The 23,986-nt window shown below is 45.4% G+C and carries 20 protein-coding genes and 1 tRNA gene; 8 read left to right on the plus strand and 13 right to left on the minus strand.

The genetic code is table 11. From position 1 onward, the window contains the following. Nucleotides 1-3: 3 nt before the first annotated feature. Nucleotides 4-1,260 carry a glutamate-5-semialdehyde dehydrogenase gene (locus tag ACMXYS_RS15165; RefSeq protein ID WP_415882514.1) on the minus strand — a complete coding sequence of 419 codons (1,257 nt, stop codon included), beginning with the start codon at nt 1,258-1,260 and terminating at the stop codon, nt 4-6. Nucleotides 1,261-1,400: 140 nt separating this feature from the next. On the opposite strand from ACMXYS_RS15165, the gene ACMXYS_RS15170 reads away from it, so the two are divergent. Beyond that, a complete protein-coding gene (locus ACMXYS_RS15170; RefSeq protein WP_415897021.1) occupies nt 1,401-3,065 on the plus strand; it encodes a hypothetical protein in 1,665 nt (554 codons plus the stop codon). A 27-nt stretch (nt 3,066-3,092) separates the two neighbouring features. Further along, complete coding sequence (locus ACMXYS_RS15175) at nt 3,093-3,434, plus strand: 5-carboxymethyl-2-hydroxymuconate Delta-isomerase (protein WP_415897022.1); 342 nt, start codon at nt 3,093-3,095, stop codon at nt 3,432-3,434. An 85-nt stretch (nt 3,435-3,519) separates the two neighbouring features. On the opposite strand, the gene rnr is transcribed toward ACMXYS_RS15175, so the two are convergent. The 6 genes from rnr to queA all read right to left on the minus strand — a co-directional run bounded on the left by rnr (nt 3,520) and on the right by queA (nt 11,770). Then, nucleotides 3,520-6,180, minus strand: a complete 2,661-nt coding sequence (gene rnr, locus ACMXYS_RS15180; RefSeq protein ID WP_415897023.1) for a ribonuclease R — start codon at nt 6,178-6,180, stop codon at nt 3,520-3,522. A 145-nt stretch (nt 6,181-6,325) separates the two neighbouring features. After that, nucleotides 6,326-7,246, minus strand: a complete 921-nt coding sequence (gene secF, locus ACMXYS_RS15185) for a protein translocase subunit SecF (RefSeq protein ID WP_415882518.1) — start codon at nt 7,244-7,246, stop codon at nt 6,326-6,328. A 10-nt stretch (nt 7,247-7,256) separates the two neighbouring features. After that, on the minus strand, nt 7,257-9,110 hold the full coding sequence (gene secD, locus ACMXYS_RS15190) for a protein translocase subunit SecD (protein WP_415882519.1): 1,854 nt from the start codon (nt 9,108-9,110) through the stop codon (nt 7,257-7,259). Nucleotides 9,111-9,175: 65 nt separating this feature from the next. Then, nucleotides 9,176-9,508, minus strand: a complete 333-nt coding sequence (gene yajC, locus ACMXYS_RS15195; RefSeq protein WP_415882520.1) for a preprotein translocase subunit YajC — start codon at nt 9,506-9,508, stop codon at nt 9,176-9,178. A gap of 56 nt (nt 9,509-9,564) precedes the next feature. Next, nucleotides 9,565-10,704, minus strand: a complete 1,140-nt coding sequence (gene tgt / locus ACMXYS_RS15200) for a tRNA guanosine(34) transglycosylase Tgt (protein ID WP_415885909.1) — start codon at nt 10,702-10,704, stop codon at nt 9,565-9,567. Nucleotides 10,705-10,735: 31 nt separating this feature from the next. After that, the gene (gene queA, locus ACMXYS_RS15205) at nt 10,736-11,770 is read right to left on the minus strand and encodes a tRNA preQ1(34) S-adenosylmethionine ribosyltransferase-isomerase QueA (RefSeq protein WP_415897024.1); all 1,035 of its coding nucleotides are present in this window, start codon (nt 11,768-11,770) and stop codon (nt 10,736-10,738) included. A 136-nt stretch (nt 11,771-11,906) separates the two neighbouring features. Here queA and ACMXYS_RS15210 point away from each other — a divergent pair. Beyond that, nucleotides 11,907-11,993 (plus strand) — tRNA-Leu (locus ACMXYS_RS15210). A gap of 526 nt (nt 11,994-12,519) precedes the next feature. Here the strand turns inward: ACMXYS_RS15210 and ACMXYS_RS15215 are convergent. After that, nucleotides 12,520-13,428 (minus strand): diguanylate cyclase, encoded by a 909-nt coding sequence (locus tag ACMXYS_RS15215; RefSeq protein ID WP_415882523.1) that lies wholly within the window; start codon nt 13,426-13,428, stop codon nt 12,520-12,522. Nucleotides 13,429-13,793: 365 nt separating this feature from the next. On the opposite strand from ACMXYS_RS15215, the gene ACMXYS_RS15220 reads away from it, so the two are divergent. Beyond that, nucleotides 13,794-14,003, plus strand: coding sequence for a cold-shock protein (locus ACMXYS_RS15220; RefSeq protein ID WP_415882524.1), 210 nt, complete (start codon nt 13,794-13,796; stop codon nt 14,001-14,003). A 222-nt stretch (nt 14,004-14,225) separates the two neighbouring features. Then, nucleotides 14,226-14,450 carry a hypothetical protein gene (locus ACMXYS_RS15225; RefSeq protein WP_415897025.1) on the plus strand — a complete coding sequence of 75 codons (225 nt, stop codon included), beginning with the start codon at nt 14,226-14,228 and terminating at the stop codon, nt 14,448-14,450. 285 nt (nt 14,451-14,735) lie between these two features. On the opposite strand, the gene ACMXYS_RS15230 is transcribed toward ACMXYS_RS15225, so the two are convergent. Beyond that, a complete protein-coding gene (locus ACMXYS_RS15230; RefSeq protein WP_415897026.1) occupies nt 14,736-15,206 on the minus strand; it encodes a hypothetical protein in 471 nt (156 codons plus the stop codon). 463 nt (nt 15,207-15,669) lie between these two features. Here ACMXYS_RS15230 and ACMXYS_RS15235 point away from each other — a divergent pair, with 463 nt between their 5' ends. Both ACMXYS_RS15235 and ACMXYS_RS15240 read left to right on the plus strand, forming a co-directional pair. Beyond that, entirely contained in the window at nt 15,670-16,371 is a 702-nt protein-coding gene (locus tag ACMXYS_RS15235) for a c-type cytochrome (protein ID WP_415897027.1), read from the plus strand. 532 nt (nt 16,372-16,903) lie between these two features. Continuing rightward, complete coding sequence (locus ACMXYS_RS15240) at nt 16,904-17,809, plus strand: hypothetical protein (RefSeq protein ID WP_415897028.1); 906 nt, start codon at nt 16,904-16,906, stop codon at nt 17,807-17,809. A gap of 534 nt (nt 17,810-18,343) precedes the next feature. Here ACMXYS_RS15240 and ACMXYS_RS15245 read toward each other — a convergent pair. From ACMXYS_RS15245 to ACMXYS_RS15255, 3 genes are all read right to left on the minus strand, one after another. Beyond that, nucleotides 18,344-18,631, minus strand: coding sequence for a hypothetical protein (locus ACMXYS_RS15245; RefSeq protein ID WP_415897029.1), 288 nt, complete (start codon nt 18,629-18,631; stop codon nt 18,344-18,346). Between the two features lie 587 nt (nt 18,632-19,218). After that, a complete protein-coding gene (locus ACMXYS_RS15250) occupies nt 19,219-19,437 on the minus strand; it encodes a hypothetical protein (RefSeq protein WP_415897030.1) in 219 nt (72 codons plus the stop codon). A 208-nt stretch (nt 19,438-19,645) separates the two neighbouring features. After that, entirely contained in the window at nt 19,646-20,554 is a 909-nt protein-coding gene (locus ACMXYS_RS15255; RefSeq protein WP_415897031.1) for a DMT family transporter, read from the minus strand. Between the two features lie 359 nt (nt 20,555-20,913). Here ACMXYS_RS15255 and ACMXYS_RS15260 point away from each other — a divergent pair, with 359 nt between their 5' ends. Then, nucleotides 20,914-21,675 (plus strand): c-type cytochrome, encoded by a 762-nt coding sequence (locus ACMXYS_RS15260; RefSeq protein ID WP_415898264.1) that lies wholly within the window; start codon nt 20,914-20,916, stop codon nt 21,673-21,675. 153 nt (nt 21,676-21,828) lie between these two features. On the opposite strand, the gene nhaD is transcribed toward ACMXYS_RS15260, so the two are convergent. Next, nucleotides 21,829-23,718 carry a sodium:proton antiporter NhaD gene (gene nhaD / locus ACMXYS_RS15265; RefSeq protein ID WP_415897032.1) on the minus strand — a complete coding sequence of 630 codons (1,890 nt, stop codon included), beginning with the start codon at nt 23,716-23,718 and terminating at the stop codon, nt 21,829-21,831. Nucleotides 23,719-23,986 lie beyond the last annotated feature (268 nt).

Genomic DNA, 23,986 nt, shown 5'->3' on the forward strand with positions numbered 1-23,986 from the left:
AAATTACTGACGGATGTGACCATCACCTAGTACAACGTACTTCTCGGAGGTCAAACCATCCAATCCTACCGGCCCACGCGCATGGATCTTGTCAGTAGAGATGCCGATTTCAGCACCTAGACCGTACTCAAAGCCATCCGCGAAACGGGTTGAGGCATTAACCATTACCGAACTGGAATCTACCTCACGCAAGAAAGCGCGTGACTTAGTGTAGTTCTCAGTAATGATCGAATCTGTATGGTGTGAACCGTAACGGTTGATATGACGAATCGCTTCATCCATATCGTCCACCAACTTGATTGCCAAAACTGGTGCTAGGTATTCGGTTACCCAATCTTCTTCTGTCGCATCATTGATGAATGGCAACAGAGCCTTAGTACGCTCACAACCACGCAGTTCAACACCTACTGCCTGATAGCGCTCCGCTAGTTCAGGTAGCACTTCAGCTGCGATGTTGGCATGCACTAATAGTGTTTCCATGGTGTTACACGTCCCGTAACGGTGTGTTTTAGCATTTAAAGCAACATTCACTGCTTTGCCTTTATCCGCCTGTTCATCAATATAAACATGGCAGATGCCGTCCAAGTGCTTAATCACCGTCACTTTAGCATCGCGACTGATACGCTCGATCAAACCTTTACCACCACGCGGAACAATCACGTCCACGTATTCTGGCATTGTAATCATCTGACCCACCGCTTCACGGTCAGTCGTTTCAACAACTTGTACTGCATTTTCAGGTAAGCCCGCTGCACTCAAACCTTTACGGATGCACTCGGCTACCGCTTGGTTGGAATGAATCGCTTCAGAGCCACCACGAAGAATCGTCGCGTTACCGGATTTTAGGCACAGGCTTGCTGCTTCAACCGTTACGTTTGGACGAGACTCATAAATAATACCGATCACGCCTAGCGGCACACGCATTTTACCTACCTGGATACCACTCGGTAGGTATTTAAGATCAGTGATCGCGCCTACTGGATCTGGTAAAGCTGCAACCTGACGTAGACCCTCGATCATAGTGTCGATACGAGCATCGGTTAGCTCAAGGCGATCTAACATGGCATCGTCCAAACCGTTTGAACGACCATTGTCTAAGTCTTTTGCATTCGCTTCACGCAGTGCCGGTCGGCTACTATCGATAGCATCAGCCATTGCCAACAACGCCTGATTTTTTAGGTTAGTGTCTGCTTTAGCGACTAGGCGCGCCGCTGCACGGGCATTTTCACCTAGCTGAATCATATATTCTTGTACGTTCATTGCTGTCCTTCCTATCGATAAGCCCTTTATTATAGCGTCAGGGACACTTGGGTTATACCTCTAATGCAAATCATATTCACCCTCGGTAGAATGACCTGTTATTATTTGCCCCTGCATCCGTTTTTGAGCTAACACTGACTGTGACTAACAACGCCAAATCAAAGCCTAATTTCAGAAGGAATCTGACGCTATCCTTGGGCATAGTGCTATTGGTGGGTTTTATCGTCAGCATTCTCTACATGCACTTAGCTACCAGCCGACAGGCGATACATGAAACACAAATCATCGGGCAGAACATCGCTAAACAGAGCGAACTCCTGATCCGACCACTGCTTCTCTCGGATGATCGCGTCAGTCTTAATTATTTACTCAGCGAATTAACCCAGCTTGAGTATGTCGGCGGCCTGCATGTACAAGATGCAAATGGCTTCACTCTCGCCCGCGCAGGAAAGTCCAGCCAGCAAACTTTGCAACAGCAGCTAATTCAGCAAGAAAAGACCATCGGCACAGTAACGATCTGGCTGGACAGCGGCCCTGTCGAGCAATTACTGCGCAGCCAGCTCTGGCCTTTATTGATTATCGCTATCTTCACCGCGATTTTACTGCTGACAACCAGTTGGTTCTTTACCCGATCAGATAAATTCATCTCTGAGAGCAGCGCAGATGAAGAAGAAAAGTTTGAGCCTTCGTTCTCCGATACGCTGGCTACTCAGACGCCTGCTGAAAGCACACCTCAAGAGATTACCGAAGACACTGTCACTATCGGCTCCGCAACAGCAGAAATCGGTAACTCTGAAACCCAAGAGCAACTCGCAGTTGAAAGCACGCAAACTTCTAGCGAAGCAGCACCTGTTATTAGGCCATCTGCAGAGGCAGAAAACCTAATTCAAGATAATACTGAAACGGGGCCTGATGCCGCTCCCAAAGCCATATCAGAGCCACAAGCACCAAACCAAAAAGCTTCTGATCTACTACACACGCACGAATTGGTCGATCTTCTCAAACCGGCACCAAGCACTCAGCAGCAGATGCCAAAATTTGAGCATCAACCACAGCAACTCGACGAAACCGTAGCAAATACCGTTGAAACATTGGTGCTTGAAGAGGAACCGGTAAACGCACAAGAAACTCATACGCCGATGCGCGAGAACCCTCTGCTGAAGAGCATGAGTGAGCGTCATGAGGAGCAGCTGGACCTTTATAGCTTTGAGCAAGAGCTAGAACTGATCCTAACGCCGCAAGATGCCATCTATCTGTTCTATATCGATGCCAATACCGCCAGCAGCGATAATATGGAGCCTGACGAAAAGGCCACACTGCTGAATGTATATCATCACTTGGCAAAACAGGTCGCACGTATCTATAACGGTGCCTGCGAGCAATTGCCTAATAAAGATATTCTGCTGCGCTTTGAATTAAGAGATGAAAAGGATAGCCACGGTATTAACGCACTATGCGCAGGCCAGCTATTCAACCTGTTATACAAAGGCTTCAACCACTCTCGTATTCGCGGTTTCCAGCCAGTACTGAGTCTGCAGATGTCCCTCGCTCGCGGCCATCATGACAAACATGATCTGGTAAAAGAGGAAGCTCACTTCCTAACACGCACCACTAACAGCAACGATCTGATCAGCCATACCGCGCTGACTGAAGCCCCGCTTCTGAAAGAGGCGATGCTGCAAGAAGCCGATATTAGGCGCGAAGATGAAGACAAAGTATTGCTACTTAAAGTCACGCCTAAGCATCAAACACTTCTACAGAAACAAGCTAATCACCTGTTAACCAAGATCTTTAAAAAGTCTTAATTAAGACAGCTTAAAAGGAGCTATCCCTTGCCACACTTGATCATCGAATACTCCAAGCAAATTGAAGATAAGGTAGAAGTTACGGCTGTTATGGAGAAGGTTTTCCAAGGTGCTGTCGCAGCTAACCTTTTTGCTGAAAAAGACATAAAGGTCCGCGCACATGCTTACCAGCAGCATATGAATGGCGCAGGGTTTAATGGCTTTATCCACGTTTCATCACGGATTTTAAGCGGCCGTAATACCGAGCAGAAAACCCAACTAACACAAGCGGTACTCACAGAACTCAAAACACTCGATTTGGAAGACCTTTCGATTACCGTTGAAGTGCTGGATATTGATCGCGATAGCTACGCGAAACACATCGGTTAAGCACACAAAGCCAAACCATTAAAAAAGGCGCTGTAGATAACTACAGCGCCTTTTTTCCAAGACTCATATGTCTCGTGAAAGCAGCCTATTTACGCTTTGGCTTTTTCACTTTTAAACCTTTCTGTTTGCCTTTCAGCTTAGGCTTAGACTTAGCCGTAGCCTTACGCTTTTTAGACTTCTTGCTCTTACCCGCACTTGGGCCAGTAAATTCCATCAGTTCGCGTTCTGCAGAAGATAATTCCTTACCACGAGACGGCTGAGTTTTAGCCGCTACACGCTTCTTCGGACCACCTTCACCGCTTGGCGCAGGCTTTTTACGAGACTTACGCAGAGCATCACGCTTAGAACCTTTCTTCGGCTTACTGCGCTCTTCATCCTTAGCCGGACGATGACCCCACTCGTGTTTATGGCCTGGCAGTTGTTTCCCTTCCTTAGAAGAAGGCCCACCAATTTTACCTTCAGCCAACAGCTCACGAGTGGTTTTCTTTTTCTTAGCAGGTTGATGGTCAACTAATTCAAAATCGATCTTACGTTCATCCAGATCCACTCGCGCCACTTTAACGCGTAAGCGATCACCCAGCTTGAACACTTTACGAGTACGCTCACCCACTAAGCGCTGCTTAGCTTGGTCAAATACGTAGTAATCACCCGGCAAACCGGTGATATGCACAAGACCTTCGACAAACAGTTCATCAAGCTCGACAAAGACACCAAAGCCGGTAACGGCAGCAATAACGCCTTCATATTCGTCACCCACATGCTCCTGCATGTATTCACACTTAAGCCATGCTACAACATCACGCGTCGCATCATCTGAGCGTCGCTCTGTCATAGAACAGTGCTCACCCAATTGCAGCAGCTGCTCCATGCTGTAACTGCATGCGAAATCTGCATTTTGGGCAAAGTCATCAGGGCGCTTAATCGCTTTATCCTGACTCTCAGAATGGATACGGGCACGAATTAAGCGATGCACCAATAGATCGGGGTAACGACGAATTGGCGAGGTAAAGTGAGTGTACGCAGGGTAGGCCAAACCAAAGTGGCCTTGGTTATCAGGACTGTATACCGCTTGCTGCATAGAGCGCAGCATCATGGTCTGAATCAAATGACGATCAGGACGCCCCTCGATCAATTCAGCTAACTCTTGGTAGTGGATCGGCTCAGGCTTTTCACCACCCGCCAAGTTCAAGCCTAACTCACCAAGGTAAGCACGTAGATTTTGTAAGCGCTGCTCTTTAGGGCCTTCGTGAACACGATAGATCGCTGGCACTTTTAGCTTGTTCAGGAAACGTGCGGTGGCAACGTTAGCACACAACATGCACTCTTCGATCAACTTATGCGCATCGTTACGGTAAACCGGAACGATCTGGTCGATCTTACGATCTTCGCCGAAGATCATTCGTGTTTCAGTGGTATCGAAATCGATCGCACCACGTATTTCACGGGCTTTACGCAGAGTGAAGTACAGACCGTACAAGTCTTCAAGATGAGGAACCACATCAGCGTACTCGGCACGCAATGCTTTTGATTCTTCCTCTTCTGGCTGCATCAGCATTTTGCCAACCTTGGTGTAGGTTAAACGCGCATGAGAGCTGATTACCGCCTCATAGAACTGATAACCGGATAGGTTGCCCGATTCGCTAATGGTCATTTCACAGACCATCGCCAGGCGATCTACCTTAGGGTTTAACGAACACAAGCCGTTCGATAGCAGCTCTGGCAGCATCGGCACAACAAACTCAGGAAAGTAAGTTGAGTTCGCGCGCTGATACGCCTCTTTATCCAGTTCTGAATCTGGTCGTACGTACCAAGATACATCCGCAATCGCGACCCATAAGCGCCAGCCGCCAGACTTTTTGCGCTCAGCATAAACCGCATCATCAAAGTCTTTAGCGTCTTCGCCATCAATTGTAACCAATGGAAGATCACGTAGATCAACACGATTAGCCTTGGCGCTCTCTTCAACCTCAGCAGTCAGCTCACCGATCTCTTGGCGAACCGCTTCTGGCCACTCGTGCGGGATCTCATAGTTATGGATCGCAACGGTGATTTCCATGCCCGGCGCCATATGATCGCCCAGCACTTCGGTCACTTTTGCTTGTGGCAATTGACGCTTACTTGGCTGATTGATCAGCTCAGCAACAACCAACTGACCATCTTTATACGTTAACGGTGTTTCAGCCTCAGGATCAGGAACAATCATGATCTCTTGCGTGATACGCTGATTTTCAGGGCGAAGATAACCAAAACCATCCTGACCACTAAAACGCCCTACCAATTTACGAGTATTTCGCTCTAGTACATCAACGATTTTACCCTCACGACGACCTTTAAAATCGACGTTGGTTTCTTGCACTAAAACTCGATCACCATCGAATACTTGGCGCATTTGACGAGGACTTAGCTTAAGATCATCGCCGCCCTCTTCAGGCTTAACAAAGCCATAACCATCTCGATGACCAATAACACGGCCTTTGATCAGTGACATCTTATCCATCAGCGCAAATTCATTGCGGCGATTACTCATCAACTGACCATCACGACACATCGCCTTCAATCGGAAGAAAACGGCATCACGACTTTCTGGATCCCAGACACCTAAACCTTCGCACAGCGGTGCATGCCCAATCGGCGCGCCCCACTCCTGCATGTACTGCAGAATGTAATCGCGGCTCGGTACCGGGTTGGAATACTTCTCCGCTTCCGCTGCGGCTTTAGGGTCACTTTTAGTCCAATCTTTACTCATAGAGTTCTCAAAAACGAAATGGCTAGGGCATTTATCTAGCTAGAATAACACGCCAAAGGCTTTCTTTTAGGATAGCACCGCTTAAAGCGATGATTTACAGGCATTTTAAACAAAAAGAGCCGGCAAATGCCGGCTCTTGTCAAACTTAAGGGCGATCATCGACCTCGGTCTCTTTCTCCTCAGGAGGGAGAAGATCCTCTTTACAGATATTCATCGCAATCAGGACGTTAGCCGCTACATAGATGGAGGAGTATGTACCAATAAATACACCCACCAACAATGCAGTCGCAAAACCGTGAATCATTTCACCACCGAATACACTTAGCGCCAACAATACCAGCAACGTGGTTAAAGAGGTCACCAAGGTACGACCCAAGGTTTGCGTCAAAGAGATGTTCATCACCTCAATCGGCGTACCTTTACGCACTTTACGGAAGTTTTCACGAATACGGTCAGACACTACGATGGTATCGTTCAACGAGTAACCGATTACCGCCAATACAGCTGCCAATACCGTCAGGTCAAAGTCCAACTTAAATAGGGCAAAGAAACCAAGTACGATCAATACATCGTGTGCCAAGGCCGCTACTGCACCTACAGAGAACTTAATCTGGAAACGGAACGCTACATAAACCATGATCATGAACAATGCTAACAGCATGCCCAGACCACCTTGTTCACGTAGCTCTTCACCTACCTGCGCACCTACGAACTCGTTACGGCGCAAGTTAAGCTGCTGTGATTCGCCCGCCTGCAATGCAGAAAGAACTTTATCACCCAGCTGCGGATCATGATCCTGACCTAAACGGATAAGAATATCGGTTGGCGAACCAAAGGTTTGCACCACCGCATCTTCAAACCCAACATCTTTTAGCTGATCACGGATCTTGTTTAGGTCGGCCGGCTGCTCGTAGCCAATCTCAACCAAACTACCGCCGGTAAAGTCCAAACCGAACTTCAAACCGTTAACAGCCAAAGCGCCAATAGAGACTATCAGTAAGACCACAGAACAAGCTGCTGCGATCTTACGGAAGCCCATGAAGTTATATATCTTTTGTGTAGACATCACAGCTTCCTCAGATTGATAGTTTGCTAACTTGGCGGCCGCCGTAAGTTAAGTTAACCAGTGCACGCGTTACTAGAATCGCAGTGAACATAGAGGTCAAAATACCTACAGATAGCGTGATCGCGAAGCCTTTAACTGGCCCCGTACCCATCGCAAACAAAATAACTGCCGCAAGAAGCGTTGTGATGTTGGCATCAAAGATGGTTGTAGTCGCGCCTTTGAAACCAGCATTAATTGCTGATTGCGGTGGCAGACCATTTTTAAGTTCTTCTTTGATACGCGAGAAGATCAGTACGTTCGCATCCACGGCCATACCAACCGTCAATACGATACCCGCAATACCCGGCAGCGTAAGCGTTGCCGATAGCATCGACATCACTGCAACCAATAGCATCAGGTTCAAGGTCAGTGCGATATTCGCCAGTAGACCAAACACGCGGTAGTACAAAATCATGAATAGCAATACTAGGGCTAGACCGATCTGAACCGACATCACACCGGTTTCGATGTTCTGCGCACCCAAGCTTGGGCCTACTGTACGCTCCTCTACAAAGTAGATTGGCGCAGCCAGTGCACCGGCACGTAGCAATAGCGCTAGTTCAGAAGATTCGCCTGCTCCATCCAAACCTGTAATTCGGAAAGAGTTACCCAATACCGCCTGAATTGTCGCTAGGGAGATAATGTTCTTCTCGGTGTAACGTACTTTCTCCGTTACCTGAACACCATCAACCGTCTTAGTTACGGTACGCTCTTTATCTTCTACGAACAGTACTGCCATGCGGCGTTGTACAGCGTTCTTAGTGGTACGAGCCATTAGCTCACCACCTTTAGAATCAAGCGAGATGTTTACCTGTGGCTGACCATTTTCGTCGAAAGAAGCCTGCGCGTTAGATACGTTATCACCTTTGATGATGACATCTTTCTCTAGCGTTGCTTTACGGCCTAGCTCACTACGGAACTCATAAACCTCAGTACGTGCAGAGCTCGCACCAGGCTTAGCTTCCAAACGGAATTCAAGCGTTGCTGTCTTACCGATAATCTTCTTCGCTGCCGCAGTATCTTGGATACCCGGTAGCTGAACCACGATACGGTTACGACCTTGACGCTGAACTAGCGGCTCAGCTACACCCAGTTCGTTTACACGGTTACGAAGGGTTGTCAGGTTCTGCTTGATCGCATAAGTTTCGATATCACGAACAGCTTGTTCAGTCAGATTTACTTCAACATAAAAATCGCCATCGCGATCATCTGCTGTTACTAAGAACTCAGCGTATTCCTGACGCAGAAGGCTAACCGCTGCATCACGAGACTCTAGCTTGGTAAATTTAATCGCCAAGGCACCGTTTTCACGCGTTTCTAGCTTACGGTAACGCAGCTTCTCTTCACGCAGACGCCCTTTGATCTCAGACGCGTAGTTTTCTAGCTTCTGAGTCACCGCTTTTGGTAGATCAACTTCAAGAAGGAAGTGAACACCACCACGTAGGTCAAGACCAAGTTTCATTGGGCCTGCACCCATAGAAGACAGCCATTCAGGCGTTGTTGGTGCCAAGTTAAGGGCTACAACGTAATCATCGCCGACTACGCGAGTAATAATATCTTTCGCTTTAAGCTGGGAATCGCCATCAGGGAAACGGATAAGGCCGGCTTTTCTATCAAGCTCAGTTTCCTTAACAGATACACCTTCACGCTCCAGCGCAGCAGTAACTTTTTCGATTAGCGGTTCATTCACTTCGAACACATCACGTGTGCCGGTTAGCTGAATCGCATAATCATCGGGATACAAGTTAGGTGCAGCGTATAAACCACCGAACACTAACACAAACAAAATAAGGAGATTTTTCCAGAGGGGGTATCGATTGAGCATAGCGCCCTATTCCCTGATAGAAACAGAAACGCCACTACTAGATGTAGTGGCGTCTGTGAATTAGCTTAGATGCTCTTAAGAGTGCCTTTTGGCAGAGCTGCTGATACGTGAGTTTTTTGGAAAGTCAGTTCAGTACCTTCGCTCACTTCTAGAACAATGTAGTCGTCGTTTAGGTTAACTACTTTACCCAGAATACCACCTGCAGTGATCACTTCGTCACCTTTGCTAAGGCCACCTAGAAGCTCTTTGTGCTCTTTAGCGCGCTTAGCTTGTGGGCGCCACATGAAGAAGTAGAAGATCAGACCAAAGCCAACCAAGAAAATCATGTTGAACATGCCAGAATCCATTGGGGCACCGGCAGCACCTTCAGCATAAGCTGGGGAGATAAAGAAGCTCATTTAGCTACTCCTAAAAATAATGTAAAAATTCTTGTCGTTATAAAAGCACTAACAACTTATATGGAGTCAATTGCGGGCGTTTCAAGGCCACGCTTACGATAAAATTCGTCCACAAAGTCGCTCAATTTACCCTGTTCGATAGCTTGACGCAATCCAGCCATTAGCTGCTGATAGTAATGCAGGTTATGAATGGTATTTAACTGTGCGCCTAAGATCTCTTTACACTTATCTAAGTGGTGCAAATATGCACGGCTAAAGTTCTGGCAAGTGTAGCAATCACAGTTTTCATCAAGCGGACGCGTATCGGTTTTATTTACCGCATTACGGATCTTAACCACACCCGTATCGGTAAATAGGAAGCCGTTTCGCGCGTTACGAGTTGGCATTACACAGTCGAACATATCGACACCACGGCGAACCGCTTCAACGATATCTTCTGGCTTGCCTACACCCATCAAGTAACGCGGCTTCTCAGCCGGCATTTTGTAGGCAAGATGATCTAGTACCTTAACCATCTCATCTTTAGGCTCACCTACCGACAGACCGCCGATGGCATAGCCATCAAAACCGATCTCTTCCAAGCCTTTCATCGATTCATCACGTAGGTGCGGGTACATGCCGCCCTGAACGATACCAAACAGCGCTGCTGGGTTATCGCCGTGCGCATCTTTGGAGCGCTTAGCCCAACGCATAGACAAGCGCATAGACTCAGCTGCTTCGGTTTCTGTCGCAGGGTAAGGTGTACACTCATCGAAGATCATCACAATGTCAGAACCCAACTCACGCTGAACCTGCATCGACTCTTCTGGACCCATAAACACTTTGCTGCCGTTTACAGGGGACTGGAAGGTCACACCCTCTTCGGTGATCTTGCGCATTTTACCCAAGCTGAATACTTGGAAACCGCCGGAGTCGGTTAGGATTGGGCCTTTCCACTGCATAAAATCATGCAGGTCGCCATGCTGCTTAACAATCTCGGTACCCGGACGTAGCATCAGGTGGAAGGTGTTACCCAAGATAATCTGTGCACCCGTCGCTTCGATATCGCGCGGCGTCATACCTTTAACCGTGCCGTATGTTCCTACCGGCATAAAGGCTGGCGTTTCAACCGTACCACGCGGGAACTGCAAGCGACCGCGACGGGCTTTGCCGTCTTCAGCCAGCTTATCAAACTGCATAAAACATTCTCTGCTCATTTAACTCTTACCTCTAATTTACGCAGTTAAATCACTGACCACTTTTACGTGTTAAATACATGGCATCGCCATAACTAAAGAAACGGTATTTCTGCTCAACCGCCTCTTTATACGCCTTCATCATGTTGTCGTAGCCGGAGAACGCGCTCACAAGCATCAACAGAGTGGATTCTGGCAGATGGAAGTTGGTGATCATCGCATCCACAGATTTGAATTCGTAACCTGGGAAGATAAAGATATCGCTATCACCAAATAATGGCTCGATTTCGCCATTACGACTCGCGCTCTCCAAGCTGCGCACACTGGTCGTCCCTACCGCAATCACACGACCACCTTCGGCACGCGTTTGCTTCACCAGCTCACAAACCTCTTCGCTCACTTCGATATACTCGGAGTGCATCACATGCTCATCGATATTATCGACTTTAACCGGCTGAAACGTACCCGCGCCTACGTGCAAAGTCACAAATGCACGTTTCACGCCCATGTCATCCAGCTTAGCCAGCAGGGCATCATCAAAATGCAGACCTGCTGTAGGTGCAGCGACCGCACCTGGCTTTTTGTTGTAAACCGTTTGGTAACGTTCACGATCTTCTAACTGATCTTCACGTTTCATATACGGTGGTAGTGGCATATGACCATGCTGTTCAAGCGCCTGAACCAGGCCGCCTTCAATCAAAAATTTAAGCTCAAATAGGTTCTCGTGACGAGCCACCATCTCGGCTTCAACACCACCTTCAAGAATCAGCTTAGTACCCGGCTTAGGCGAACGACTGGAACGTACATGGGTTAAGGCACGCTTATCGTCTAATACACGCTCAACTAAAACCTCAACTTTACCGCCAGACTCTTTAGTACCAAATAAACGCGCTGGGATAACACGGGTGTCATTGAAGATCATAAGATCACCCGGTTGGATCAATTCAAGCACATCGGTAAATTGACCGTGATTGAGTTCACCAGAATCGCCATTCACAGATAACAAACGGCTAGCGCTACGCTGCTCTAGAGGAAAACTCGCAATGAGTTCCTCTGGAAGCTCAAAATGAAAATCTTTAACCTGCATTCAGGGAATTCTTCTATATCAACATCAAAGGGACTTAAGGGCGCGTATTGTACCGGAAAGGAGATTTTTTTTCAGGTTTTCCAAAAGTATTGATTGACGCAAGCGTCCAGATTTCTATAATACGCCTCTCTTAAGTGCCAGCGTGATGAAATTGGTAGACATGAGGGATTCAAAATCCCTTGCTCGCAAGAGCGTGCCGGTTCGAGTCCGGCCGCTGGTACCATCCTCCTCAACCCTTTGAGGAACAAGAGAAACCCTTGTATTACAAGGGCTCTGATAGAGAAGCGGAATCGAAAGATGGCCGCTTTTTTTGTGCCTAAATTTCGCCCCCGGTCCATAACCCGAAAATTTCCTGTGCGGATTCTGTACGCAGGGGAATCCAACACAATCCTTCGCTCGATCATTCTGTACGTTGTCATCATGTCTAAACGTATTCAACGAGTACTTATAGCCTGGATGGTTTGTTCTATTGGGGTAGCCCTCGTTGGTAGCATATTAATATCCAACTTCGAGTTACAGGGGCAGTTTAAAGCCTTGGAGGCAGTAATTTCAGAGAAGTTCATGCGTAAGTATGACAAGTTGGCGATACTCATCCTGTTGTCTTCTTGGGTTGTAGCAATCAAATATTACTTAAAGGATCGACACCGTTTCTGAAGTGAACTGCTGCAGAGTTAGATCTGTCTTTTTTGAGCGATGATTGCAACATAATGAATGAAGCGATTGTGGTCTATTAGCTGCTCCCCTGATACTTACCACACAGCTTCGTCGTATATCAGAAATTGGTTAGTACCTTTTTCCTTGGCCTTGTACAGCGCCCCATCAGAAAATTTAATCAATTCTTCCTTATCCGTAGTATGTATCGGGGCAAGACTAACCCCAATACAGGCCCCAACCACGACCTCTTTCCCCTGAAGCACAACAGGGGTGGAAATATGATCAATTATCCGCTGAATCAGAACCTTTAGTTCACCAAGACTATGTGGATTAAAAACGATGATGGCAAATTCATCTCCCCCCAATCTAGCTGGTGTGTCGGTGGTTCTGATGTGAGTACAAATTTTGTGTGCCACTGACTTAAGAAGTTCATCACCAACTTGATGCCCATAACGGTCATTCACTACCTTAAATAAATCTAAATCAATACTCAGTAACGCCACTGTTTGCTGGCTACGCTTAGATAATCGAATACGGTCATCTAAAATCTCGTTAAACTTATACCTATTGTAAAGACCTGTTAACTGATCTGTTGTTGCCATCTCTACCAGCTTTTCTTCTAAGGCCTTCTTCTCTGTAATATCTTCTATTACAAGTAGTATTCTGGGAGTTGAATAATTGGGAGATATAACCCTTCTGGCGTTCAAACGCATCACTTTCTTCCCGATATGGGAAAACTCATGCTGAATCTCGTACCCCTCTACGCACTGTTGGCTTGGTAATATTTCATTCAGGAGACCGATAAGGTCTGCGATGTTCCATTGTCCATTGCCTAATGCATATAAGTATTGATCAACAGTTTCTTCTTCAGTGACATAAAACGACTTATAAAAATTTTTACTCGCATACACAACCCGCAAATCACCATCGAGAACCAACAAAGGATCTGGAATAGTGTCTACAATCTCCTCCATGAGATAAGGGTCATTCAGGGTCTGAATCATTATTTCGTTTTCCACATGGCGAAGGCTGTCTTTAGCCTAGCCTATTTTCTGAAAGGGAGTGATTGATGGATAGCCTTACAGTTACTCAACTGCCACCAAGGAGGCTCTTTAAAGCCACCCTCTGTTGTTACCTAGCATTAGACTCATTGCTACAGCTTTTAGGATATACCCAAAATAAAAAATTGACCTACAATAGGAAGCTGTATATTATTTAACCAGCTTGATGCTTTATCTCCTATTTATGCACGTCATTTCGAAGTTTTCTCAATTCCTCGTCCTGTTTTCATAAGTACACCGTAAACATTCCTGCATTTATCTGCCTGAACTCAGGCGGCTCATTTATTTCCGAAAATAGGATAAAAATTATGTCTAATACAATTACTGGCACAGTTAAATGGTTCAACGATGAAAAAGGCTTCGGCTTCATCGAGCAACAATCTGGTCCTGATGTTTTTGCACACTTCAGCGCTATTACTGGTGAAGGTTTTAAAAGTCTTCAGGAAGGCCAACAAGTTGAATTCTCGGTAACACAAGGCCAAAAAGGCCCACAAGCAGAGAATATCCGCGCTATATAAACCGAAATAGTTTAACTCGATTTAGAGCATGGCTACACGCCATGCTCTTCCATAAACACAACTTCTGTTACCCCCTATTCCCTCTGAATTTATAAACTCTATTCTGTACTGCAGCCAAAGATCACTAACTGCGGAAGAATGCTTATTTATGAAAGCCAGACAAGCAAATTGTTAATTGCTTGGGCAATAATGGCTCTACTGAAGTTAAAGGAATAACTCACCATGTTAGAATATATTAATGATGCCTTGTGCGTATCTCGCTTCCCTAGGCAAGAAAATGACTTATGGGCATGTTACAAACCTTCCCTTGAATGTACTGACCGAAAACGACAAACGTGGAAACGTATAACCACTCTACTTTCTACCATTGAAATGCAGAGTTACCTTCACAAACATTACGAAGAAGAAAGTATCTCTGAAACGTTTGTTCGTATCTCGGCTAACTGAATCAAAACCGAACTTTTTACCGGATACTCCAGAGCTCAAGTAAAACTGACCATCACTTTGTATTCATTACAGTAATTTCTTCTGCCGAATTCTGCGATACATACTATTATGCTGATGCTGTCATTGCTGGCATATCCAGCAATTTGGTCTGTTATTAGATAAAGGCCTTGACCAATGAAACCTAATTTCGCTCTGGAGCACATTCAACCTTCAAGCAACTGAGGAAATGCGCTATAGGAACTTTACCCTAATAGCTATAATCAGCGACACATTTAAGAATGGGTATCATTCGTTTTCTTCGATATCCTTCTTGATTGTATACAACCTTTCTTTTTGCTCCTCACTATTCTGCATCTTCATCGAACCAACTTTGTGAGTAGAAGTAAAACGCTCAGTTTTATCGAGCACTTCAGATAGGTCAGACAGCCCTTCATTGATTGAACGATAGAGCATCAAGTCCAACCGTTCCAAATTTTCAAGTGCTTGGGTTGCTTGCCTGAGTATAAAGGGGAGTGATTCTAGAATGGTGTCATCTATGGATTGTCTCGCTAATTGGGATTGTAATTTAGTACGATCCTCTAGCCATAACACTAGCTCTTTTACCTCCTCAGTGAAGAGTTCTGCAGCAACATGGGGGGGAAGACGGTCAACTTGAGCATTGAATGAGGCCACTGTGATGTGGTTTTCCTTACCTGAAACTTTGTCTTTGGTCTGACGAACACATTTAATCGTATCGCCTTTGGTAATGAATTCCATAACTGCTTCCTCATGACAAAGCATCTTATTGATCTCTATCCACTTAAGAGACAAACTAAAAATAGACCTAGAGAAGTGCAATTACCAATCGATAGGCTTACACCCATACTTTTTTTAGGTGGCCGCGAGCCAGAAAAGGGCACAGCAATAAAAACAGGTAGCAGCACTTTTACCCTAAGCCTCTAATCTTCAAAGGCATAACGATCCGGATACGAGTTCCAGTACAATCGGATACTAAACAAATCAGCAAATCTAGTAACACTCCCTCCCTTGATACTTATAATCCGGCTTTATCAAAAGAGAGACTATACTCCTCTAGACCGAACTTAAGGAGTTAAGGTAATGTCTAATCGCCCTAATCTACGAACCTATATACTCATACCTGTGCTGCTTTTACTTAGCATGCCATCCTTGGCAGATTGTTGTAGCGAACAATCCATCACGCGAGAAAATCCTGCGGCAATTGGGGGGGCGGCTTTACGACAAGTGGTGGGCAGAACTAGATCTTGCCGCGCCATCAACAACACATCCAGCCTACCCAGCTACAGCTAAAAAGTCTGGAGCTACCACTTGGCGCTGTAAAGAGTGCCATGGTTGGGATTATGCTGGTATAGAAGGGGCGTATGGGACAGGAAGCCACTATACCGGCATTAAGGGAGTTACTGCTTATAAGGGAAAAGACCCAGCTCAGATTAGCGCATTATTAACCGATACAACCCATCAATATGACCGCTTTCTGAACAAACATGCTCTAAACCTAATTGCTACCTTCATCAGTGAAGGACAGATAGACATGTCGAACACCATCGGTCTTAATAGCAAAAAAGCCGACGGTGATGCAATCAACGGACAAGTGCTATACGGAGAATACTGCAGCCGATGCCATGGAGATGAAGGAGAAGACCTTAACTTCGGATCAAACCTGAAGCCTGAATATCTGGGCCCTCTGGCCCGAAGGAATCCGTGGGAGGTATTACATAAAATCCGTAACGGCCACCCTGGCTCGAAAATGGGCCCTGAACAGATGCACAGCGGCGATATCATGAGAAGACACCACCTCGGCGAGGTCCGAATGAACGAACCGATGCCAGCGATGATCGGAAAGTTGACCTTACAGCAACAGATGGATCTATTGAATTATCTACAGAAGCTTGCAAGTGAATAAGCTGACAGGGCATATCGTAAATCAACCAAACCCGGTATGTCCTGTCCATTAAAATAAAAAAACCTGTGCGGATTCTGTACGCATAACGATATAGCACTCTCAAATAGAATCTAAGAAACTACAGTAAAGCTGTTTAAACTTTCCTTCACTATCCACTGAAATCTACTGAGATATACCACGTACTATTTGATTCAAAATCCCTTGCTCGCAAGAGCGTGCCGGTTCGAGTCCGGCCGCTGGTACCACTCCAAAGTTGGCGACCGCTAACTTTTGTCGCGAATATGTCATCATTATGTCAAAACCGGAGTTTTTTGACATGTAATGACATGAGGGATTCCTTCAGGTACACCCGTCCAAATACTTCGCTACAAACGTTTCCCAACTAAGAATCGACCATCCAAAGCTAAAAGATCAATAATTTATTCTTGTACGATATCAGCTATATGCCAAAATCGAACCTTAAACGTATTGGCATATACAGTGAGCGTTGATTAAATCGGCACTTGCTATTTATGGAGCGATGAATAATCACATGGACGAAAAACTTATAAGGGTTCTCAAGAAAGCACTTCGCAAAACAACAACAAGCAGAATTGATAAATTATTTGATTTAGCATCCTCGGAACAGTCTTCCATCAGTGAGATAAAATATGCTTCTAATAAGATTTTAGAATTGCAACTCACTGTCTCTATCCCTGTTCTTAGCCATCACTGGTATAGAGCTAGACCCATTTCATTCCCGCACACAGAAATCGACACCCTGGATAAACTGCTAGAACCCCCAGCTGATAAGTGTAGACCTGGTCGGTGTAACCTAGAAGGCAAACCTTGCTTATACCTAACCAACAACCCCCAAGCACTTGTTAAGGAAGCTCAGGTTGGGGTATCAGAAGATTTTATAATGCTACAGTTCGACAAAATTCCTGATGAGAAGATGGGTTTACCATTAATCTTTCTAGGAGTTTCCAGGAAACATCTTGCCAATCCACACAAACTAGATACTAGTTACGAGGAATTAATCGTCAATTCGCTCGATAAACAGTATGAAAAGCATTTGTATATAGAAACAAAACTACATGAAGCTTTTGTAGCCGAAAGCAATGATACGCTGACCTACCGATTTACTTCTATTCTGGTTGATAACTTGATGGAAACACCTGGTATAGCCGGAATTTACTATCCATCTATAGCAACTTCTGGAACTGCAAAAAACTTGGCATTACTACCAGGCCAGATATTCAATAAGTTTAACGCTAAAAAAGCCTTTTACTATAAATCAGTAGGGACGTCGGAATGGGAGTTATCAGATAGTGCTGTAATCGATGATAACAATATTGTGAGATGGGGTTACAAGGTTGATCCTGATCTTCCGAAGCCTATTGGCGTTAAAAAAATAAATCCTTCTGACCCTGATATTTTTATAGCTCCATGGAAGTAACATGGCTGAGAAAACCAAAGATATACTTTGCAACAGTTAACAAACCAAATCTAACGACAACCAGCTTAGCTATATTTTCCAAAAAGAGACATTAAAACTCAGAACACCTCCTCATTTTCTACCAGTTTGCATGTCAGCTTTATGTCAATTTTCTCAAATCCAACATAGAGCCCCGCTATCATGGGGTTTGCAGAGGGACTTCTCGGCGTTCAAAATCCCTTGCCTTCACGGGCGTGCCGGTTCGAGTCCGGCCGCTGGTACCATCGAATTCTTAAAGAAAAGGCCCGCTCATTGAGCGGGCCTTTTCTTTTTGTGGTTCAATATCCTAACTTGTCTGCTAGAAACACATAACCACACCATTCAAACAAAAGTATTTACAAAATAAAAAAAAGAGGCCTTCTTCTAAAGCGACGAGAAGAACGACCCCTTTGGCTAAATTTCTGGCAGCATTTCACTTAAAAAGCGCTAGGCCAGATCTAATCAAAGTTTCAATTCATTGAAAATCATTAATTACAAGTAATGCGCCATATGTCATCACAATAATTCTATGATTAACCATGAAGCAAGCGCTATCGAACTCAATACCAGTGTTGTTGTCCTATCAAGATTAAAGTTTTGGATTTTAATCTTTACTTTTTCACCAATATTAATTTCAACACTTCTCACTTTAATTGAGTTTCTGGAATTTAAGTCAACCGAAGTAATCGCTCCAATTAATTTATCAGTACTTAAAGAAGGTAAAACTTCTATAGACTCTAGAGCATCACACAAATCATCTGATAAATACTCGGAAAAGACTTCATCCAATTTTTCTTTGTTCATTTGAGTTCCTCACGAAAGCTGATCCTGAGGAGCCCTGGTAATGTTAAATTAGCTGGAGCGTAGCTCTGTTTAAGAACCTCGATAATCTTATCGAAAAAATACCAGTTTTACGGAACTGATGCATTGAATAGACAAGACTACACAACGATCTAAAACTCATACTCCCCAAGCGAAGCTGTAGAGCTCCGCCACTAATTTGAAATTACCTGCAAGTTGTTTCGAAAGTCATTTTCATACTTTCCACCTCCATTTTCAGAAAGTTATAGGATTTATCAAAATAAATTACCGTAATGTTATTTTGACATAAGCGATAGGTGATAAATGCGTGCCTCCAAGGTCTTATGTCTGTGCGTTTAAACAAACGCTTTCATTTCATGCTTCATCACCTATAGCGGTGGTATTAAGTACTTGCCCTACCACCAGAGGGTACCGACAGCGACCTTCTTCAGATCAACAATTAAATCCATTTAATTGCAAACTTACGAGAGCCTCCATGGCCTTACCTCGCCCTCCCTGATATCAGACAGAGGAAACATAGCAAAGCTTTCCTTTTTGCTACGCAAAGACAATTATTCAATCATATAACGTTACATAAACAAAATCTGTTTCTCACTAACAGTGTTCCCCGCTTCGTCTACCGTCTTAATACATAGCTCTTTCTTTGGATCATCATGTACTTCCAGAGCTATCAAACCAGTTTTCAGAAGCTTAATCATTAGCTCCCGGGTAGTCTGATCATGAGATTTCGCAATATTGCCTATTTTTTCATAAAGTTCATCTGACAACTTCAACGAGTACTGTGCCATATATTTACCCTCTATTTGAAGATACATTATATATAAATATAATATAAGTAAAGAATAAATATAAAATAAGTCAAAGCCCTTCAATCTATTTAATCTTAGTTAAAAAGCCTGCATATAGAGAAAACCAAAGGGTCAGATCTTGCATTATGCAAAAAAATTACAGGCAGCAGAGGCCTTTTCTTTTTCTAACCACTAAAAGCAAAGCGTTCTAGCTACTAGCTTCTATTTCCTTAACAACCTTCTTCCCCCGCCACCCAATAAACAGCCCAGAAGATACGATCAACGCCGAACCAACCAACATTGACGCGGTGAACTCTTCACCAAAGAACAGCAGTCCCAGCGAGCAGCCAAACAGTAAGCGGGTATATCTGAACGGCGTCACCGCAGACACTTCGCCAGTACGCATCGCTTTCATTAAACAGGAATAAGCAATTACACCAGCTAGGGTAGCAATCACAATCGACACCAGTTCGGACAGCGAAGGCAAACGATAAACCTCCCCTGCCCAGCTTGAATAGAGAAGCCCAGAGATCAGGACGGAGAGAAAGCCATAAAAGCCCAGCCTTGCGGTGCCTATAGTCGGCGGCGCCATGCGGCTTGCGAGATCTCTACCGGCAAAACCAATCATGCCGATAACAGCCAACAAAGAGAGCTGCGAAAAACCATCAGCACCCGGCTGTACGATTAAGATAACGCCCAATAGCCCAATAAAGATGGCTAACCACCGAACAGGGCTTACCTTTTCACCTAGAAAAAGCACAGCGCCCGTCACAACTACAAGCGGAGTGGCCTGCAGTATCACAGTGGCAGTAGATAGCGGGATAAAGGCGATTGCGAGGACGTAAAACAGCCGCCCGATTACCTCAAAAACGATGCGAATGCGCATAGGCAAAGAAACGACGTCTTTGATAAATAGAGGCTCGCGGTTAAATTTAAGCATGGCCGCAAACAGGAACATGCCACCTAAACCGAACAGAGCAAGCACCTGCCCAACCGGCAAGGTTTGCGCGGCATCCTTAACCAGCGCATCTTCAATCGCAAACGCAGCCATAGCAGCGATCATCCACAGACTGCCGACTAGATTATCTTTACTGTTCGTACCTGTTGAGTCTGCCACGTGATCTCTGTGTTCCGATAAGTAGGTTGATTTAACGACCTACCATCCTACCTATCCCCTCTTAACCTCCAAGGCACAGCCAATAGAATTTGCATAGTGACAGATCCGTATAGGGCAAGCCTCTTTAACCTTCAAAGGCATGCCGATTCAGGCGCGGCGGCTAGCACCACTGAATGCTAAAGAAATAAGTCAATCTAATAGCGCTACGCTACCTTGCTCTTATTACTCGTGATCCGGCATTCACAAAAAGAGTGTCTATACTACGGTATACAGCGCTTCAAGCTTAAGGGACCGATAATATGCCTATGCATCTACACTTGAGAACTCCCATACTCATATCGGCGCTGCTTTTGCTTAGCATGCCATCCTTAGCTGATTGCTGTAGAGACCAATCAGCCACACCGGACAATCCAGTGGCAATTGGAGGGCGCCTTTACGATAAATGGTGGGCAGAACTAGATCTTTCTGCGCCATCGATAACGCACCCGGCCTACCCTGCAACAGCTAAAAAATCAGGAGCTACCACTTGGCGTTGCAAAGAGTGCCACGGATGGGATTATGCTGGTGCTGAGGGTGCCTACAGCAATGGAAGCCACTTTACTGGCATTAAGGGCATTACCGCTTACAAGGGGGAGGGGCCGGCCAAAATTAACGCCCTATTAACCGACTCAAACCATCAATATGATCGCGTTCTAAATAAGCATGCACTAAACCTTATTACCACCTTCGTTAGCGAAGGTCAGATCGATATGTCAAACGCCATTAACCTCAATAATAAAAAAGCCAACGGTGATGCTATTAAAGGTCAAACCCTATACGGAGAATACTGTAGTCGCTGCCATGGAGATAAAGGAGAAGACCTTAACTTCGGCTCAAAACTAAAACCCGAATATCTGTCTCCTTTAGCCCGAAGGAATCCTTGGGAGACATTACACAAGATCCGTAACGGCCATCCAGGTTCGAAAATGGCCCCTGAACAGATGCACAGTGGCGATAATATGAGAAGACATCACCAAGATAAGTTACGTATGAACGAACCAATGCCTGCGATGATCGGAAAGCTAACCTTACAACAACAGATCGATTTATTAAGTTATCTACAGGAACTTGATGGCAATTAAAGGAATCGGAACACTCTAATCCTCACTGGCCCGTTTTGAATACAACGACCAGCACCAATGAATTCCACAACAAAAAAGACCTGCTCAATGAGCAGGCCTTTCTTTTCTAGCCACTAGCAGCGAAGCGTTCTAGCTACTAGCCACTGAGTGCAATTAAACACCGTTAATCAGCAGGTGTACGCCGATACTTGCTACATAACCTAGGGCAATTGCAGGTGCCCATTTTAGGTGAGATGCAAAGGTATATACGCCTCGCGCTGTACCTAGCAGCGCTACACCTGCCGCTGAACCGATCGCAAGCATACTACCACCAACACCCGCTGTCAGGGTTACCAGCTGCCATTGGCCTAGCGACATCGCAGGGTCCATGGTTAATACCGCGAACATTACCGGAATGTTATCTACAATCGCCGATAGCACACCTACCAGACCGTTCGCCCATGTTGGACCAAGGTCGTTGTACATTAGCTCCGAAACGATCGCCATGTAGCCAAATTGGCTCAAGCCAGCTACACACATAATTACACCGTAGAAGAACAGTAACGTATCCCACTCGGCACGTGATACACGCTCCATCACGTCGAACTCTTTAACTTCTTCACGCTTCTCGGTCATATCTTCAAACAGCTCTACAGCACCGACTGTTTCACCGTTTTCATCAACCACAGGTGCGGCACTGAACATTAGGTATGCGCCTGAGTTACCGATATTGTCGAAATAGTTAGCTGCATCGTAAGACTTACCGCCCATTGGGTTGTCACGATACTTATTTTGATAATGCTGACGTACGCCTGCACCTGATTCGTCTTCTAGGACAGCATCGGCCAAAGTTGGACGTTGATCTTTATAGAAGCCTTTCCAGTGATCTTTAGTGCCGATCATCTCTTCAGCTTTGATACCCGTTAGGTTTTCTAGTGCAGTGTTCCAGTGGGTAACATTTTTCTCTTTGTCGATCATAAATGCCGGATAAGGCTGGTCATTTAGATGCTCGCCAATATCCTTGCCGTATGCCTGTAGAACGCTCAATGGGTTTTGATGCGCATCACTGCGACCACCAAAGATTGAGTCAGCCATAATCGTACGACCTTCCAACTTTTTCAGGTAGAAAGAGTACAAACCTAAGTAACCCAGACCAAACATCATGCCAGCCGCCGGCGGTAGGTGTAGGAAGCTGTGGAAGCTTACTGCAGTCACGATAGTCGCAAGGAACAGAACGATCATTACCTTTGCGCCCATTTTCATAAAGGACTTTTCCTGAGACGCTTCTGGGATCTCATTAGGGATCGTGAAGTGCATGATAACCGCAGGTACTAACCAGTTAACCAATGATGGGATAAAGAGTGGTAGGAACTGCAGGAACTCTACTTTACCCTTCTGCCAAACCATTAGGGTTGTGATATCACCGAATGGAGAGAAAGCACCACCCGCGTTTGCCGCCACAACTACGTTGATACAAGCAATCGACACAAAGCGAACGTTCTTACCGCCAACAGCCATCACAACTGCGCCCATCAGTAGTGCAGTCGTTAAGTTATCCGCAATCGGAGAGATAACAAATGCTAGTGCGCCGGTAACCCAGAAAACCTTACGTAGAGAGTAACCACGGGATACCAGATAAGCACGCAGCGCTTGGAATACGTTACGATCTTCCAGTGCGTTAATGTAGGTCATCGCTACTAGCAGGAATAGGAATAGCTCTGCGTATTCGATAATCGCATGTTTAATCGCATGGTGCGCCTGTTCTGTAGCACCAATTTCCTTAAATGCTAGCGCTACCAGAATCCAAATCAGACCCGCAGCCACCAGAACCGGCTTACTTTTAAGCAAATGAATATTGTTTTCCAACGGAACCAATGAGTAAGCCAAAATAAAGATGGCGATACTTAGATAGCCATAAAAAGAGGCGCTCAGTTCCGGAACGTTAGCGGCCGCTCCGCCTGTTTCCGCAAAAGCAGTAAGAGGAAGCAGTAAGAGACCAACAACAGCCAACACAAAGCGTAAGCTTGCGCTGTTGATCTGTGGAAAAAACATCGACAGGTTCATGGTCAGAATCCGATTTTAAAATTGTTGTGTCTGGATCAGGTTACGGGTTTCAAAATACCCACCGAAATCACATAAGAATTGACAATTCTTATGTGATTTCTGCCTAGCAACTTGCAGGGCTTGACCCATCGTCACGAGAAAGAGCGTCAAAAAATGACCAAATTCGAGTAGACCAACGTTAAGTCCAACCAGCTACTAGCATGGCGTGTATTCATGCCTATGCTAAAAAATGCTGCAATGCACACATTTCTGAGCGGGGCTAGGGTAA

The organism is Neptuniibacter sp. QD57_21 (assembly GCF_047778075.1).
GTDB lineage: Bacteria > Pseudomonadota > Gammaproteobacteria > Pseudomonadales > Balneatricaceae > Neptuniibacter.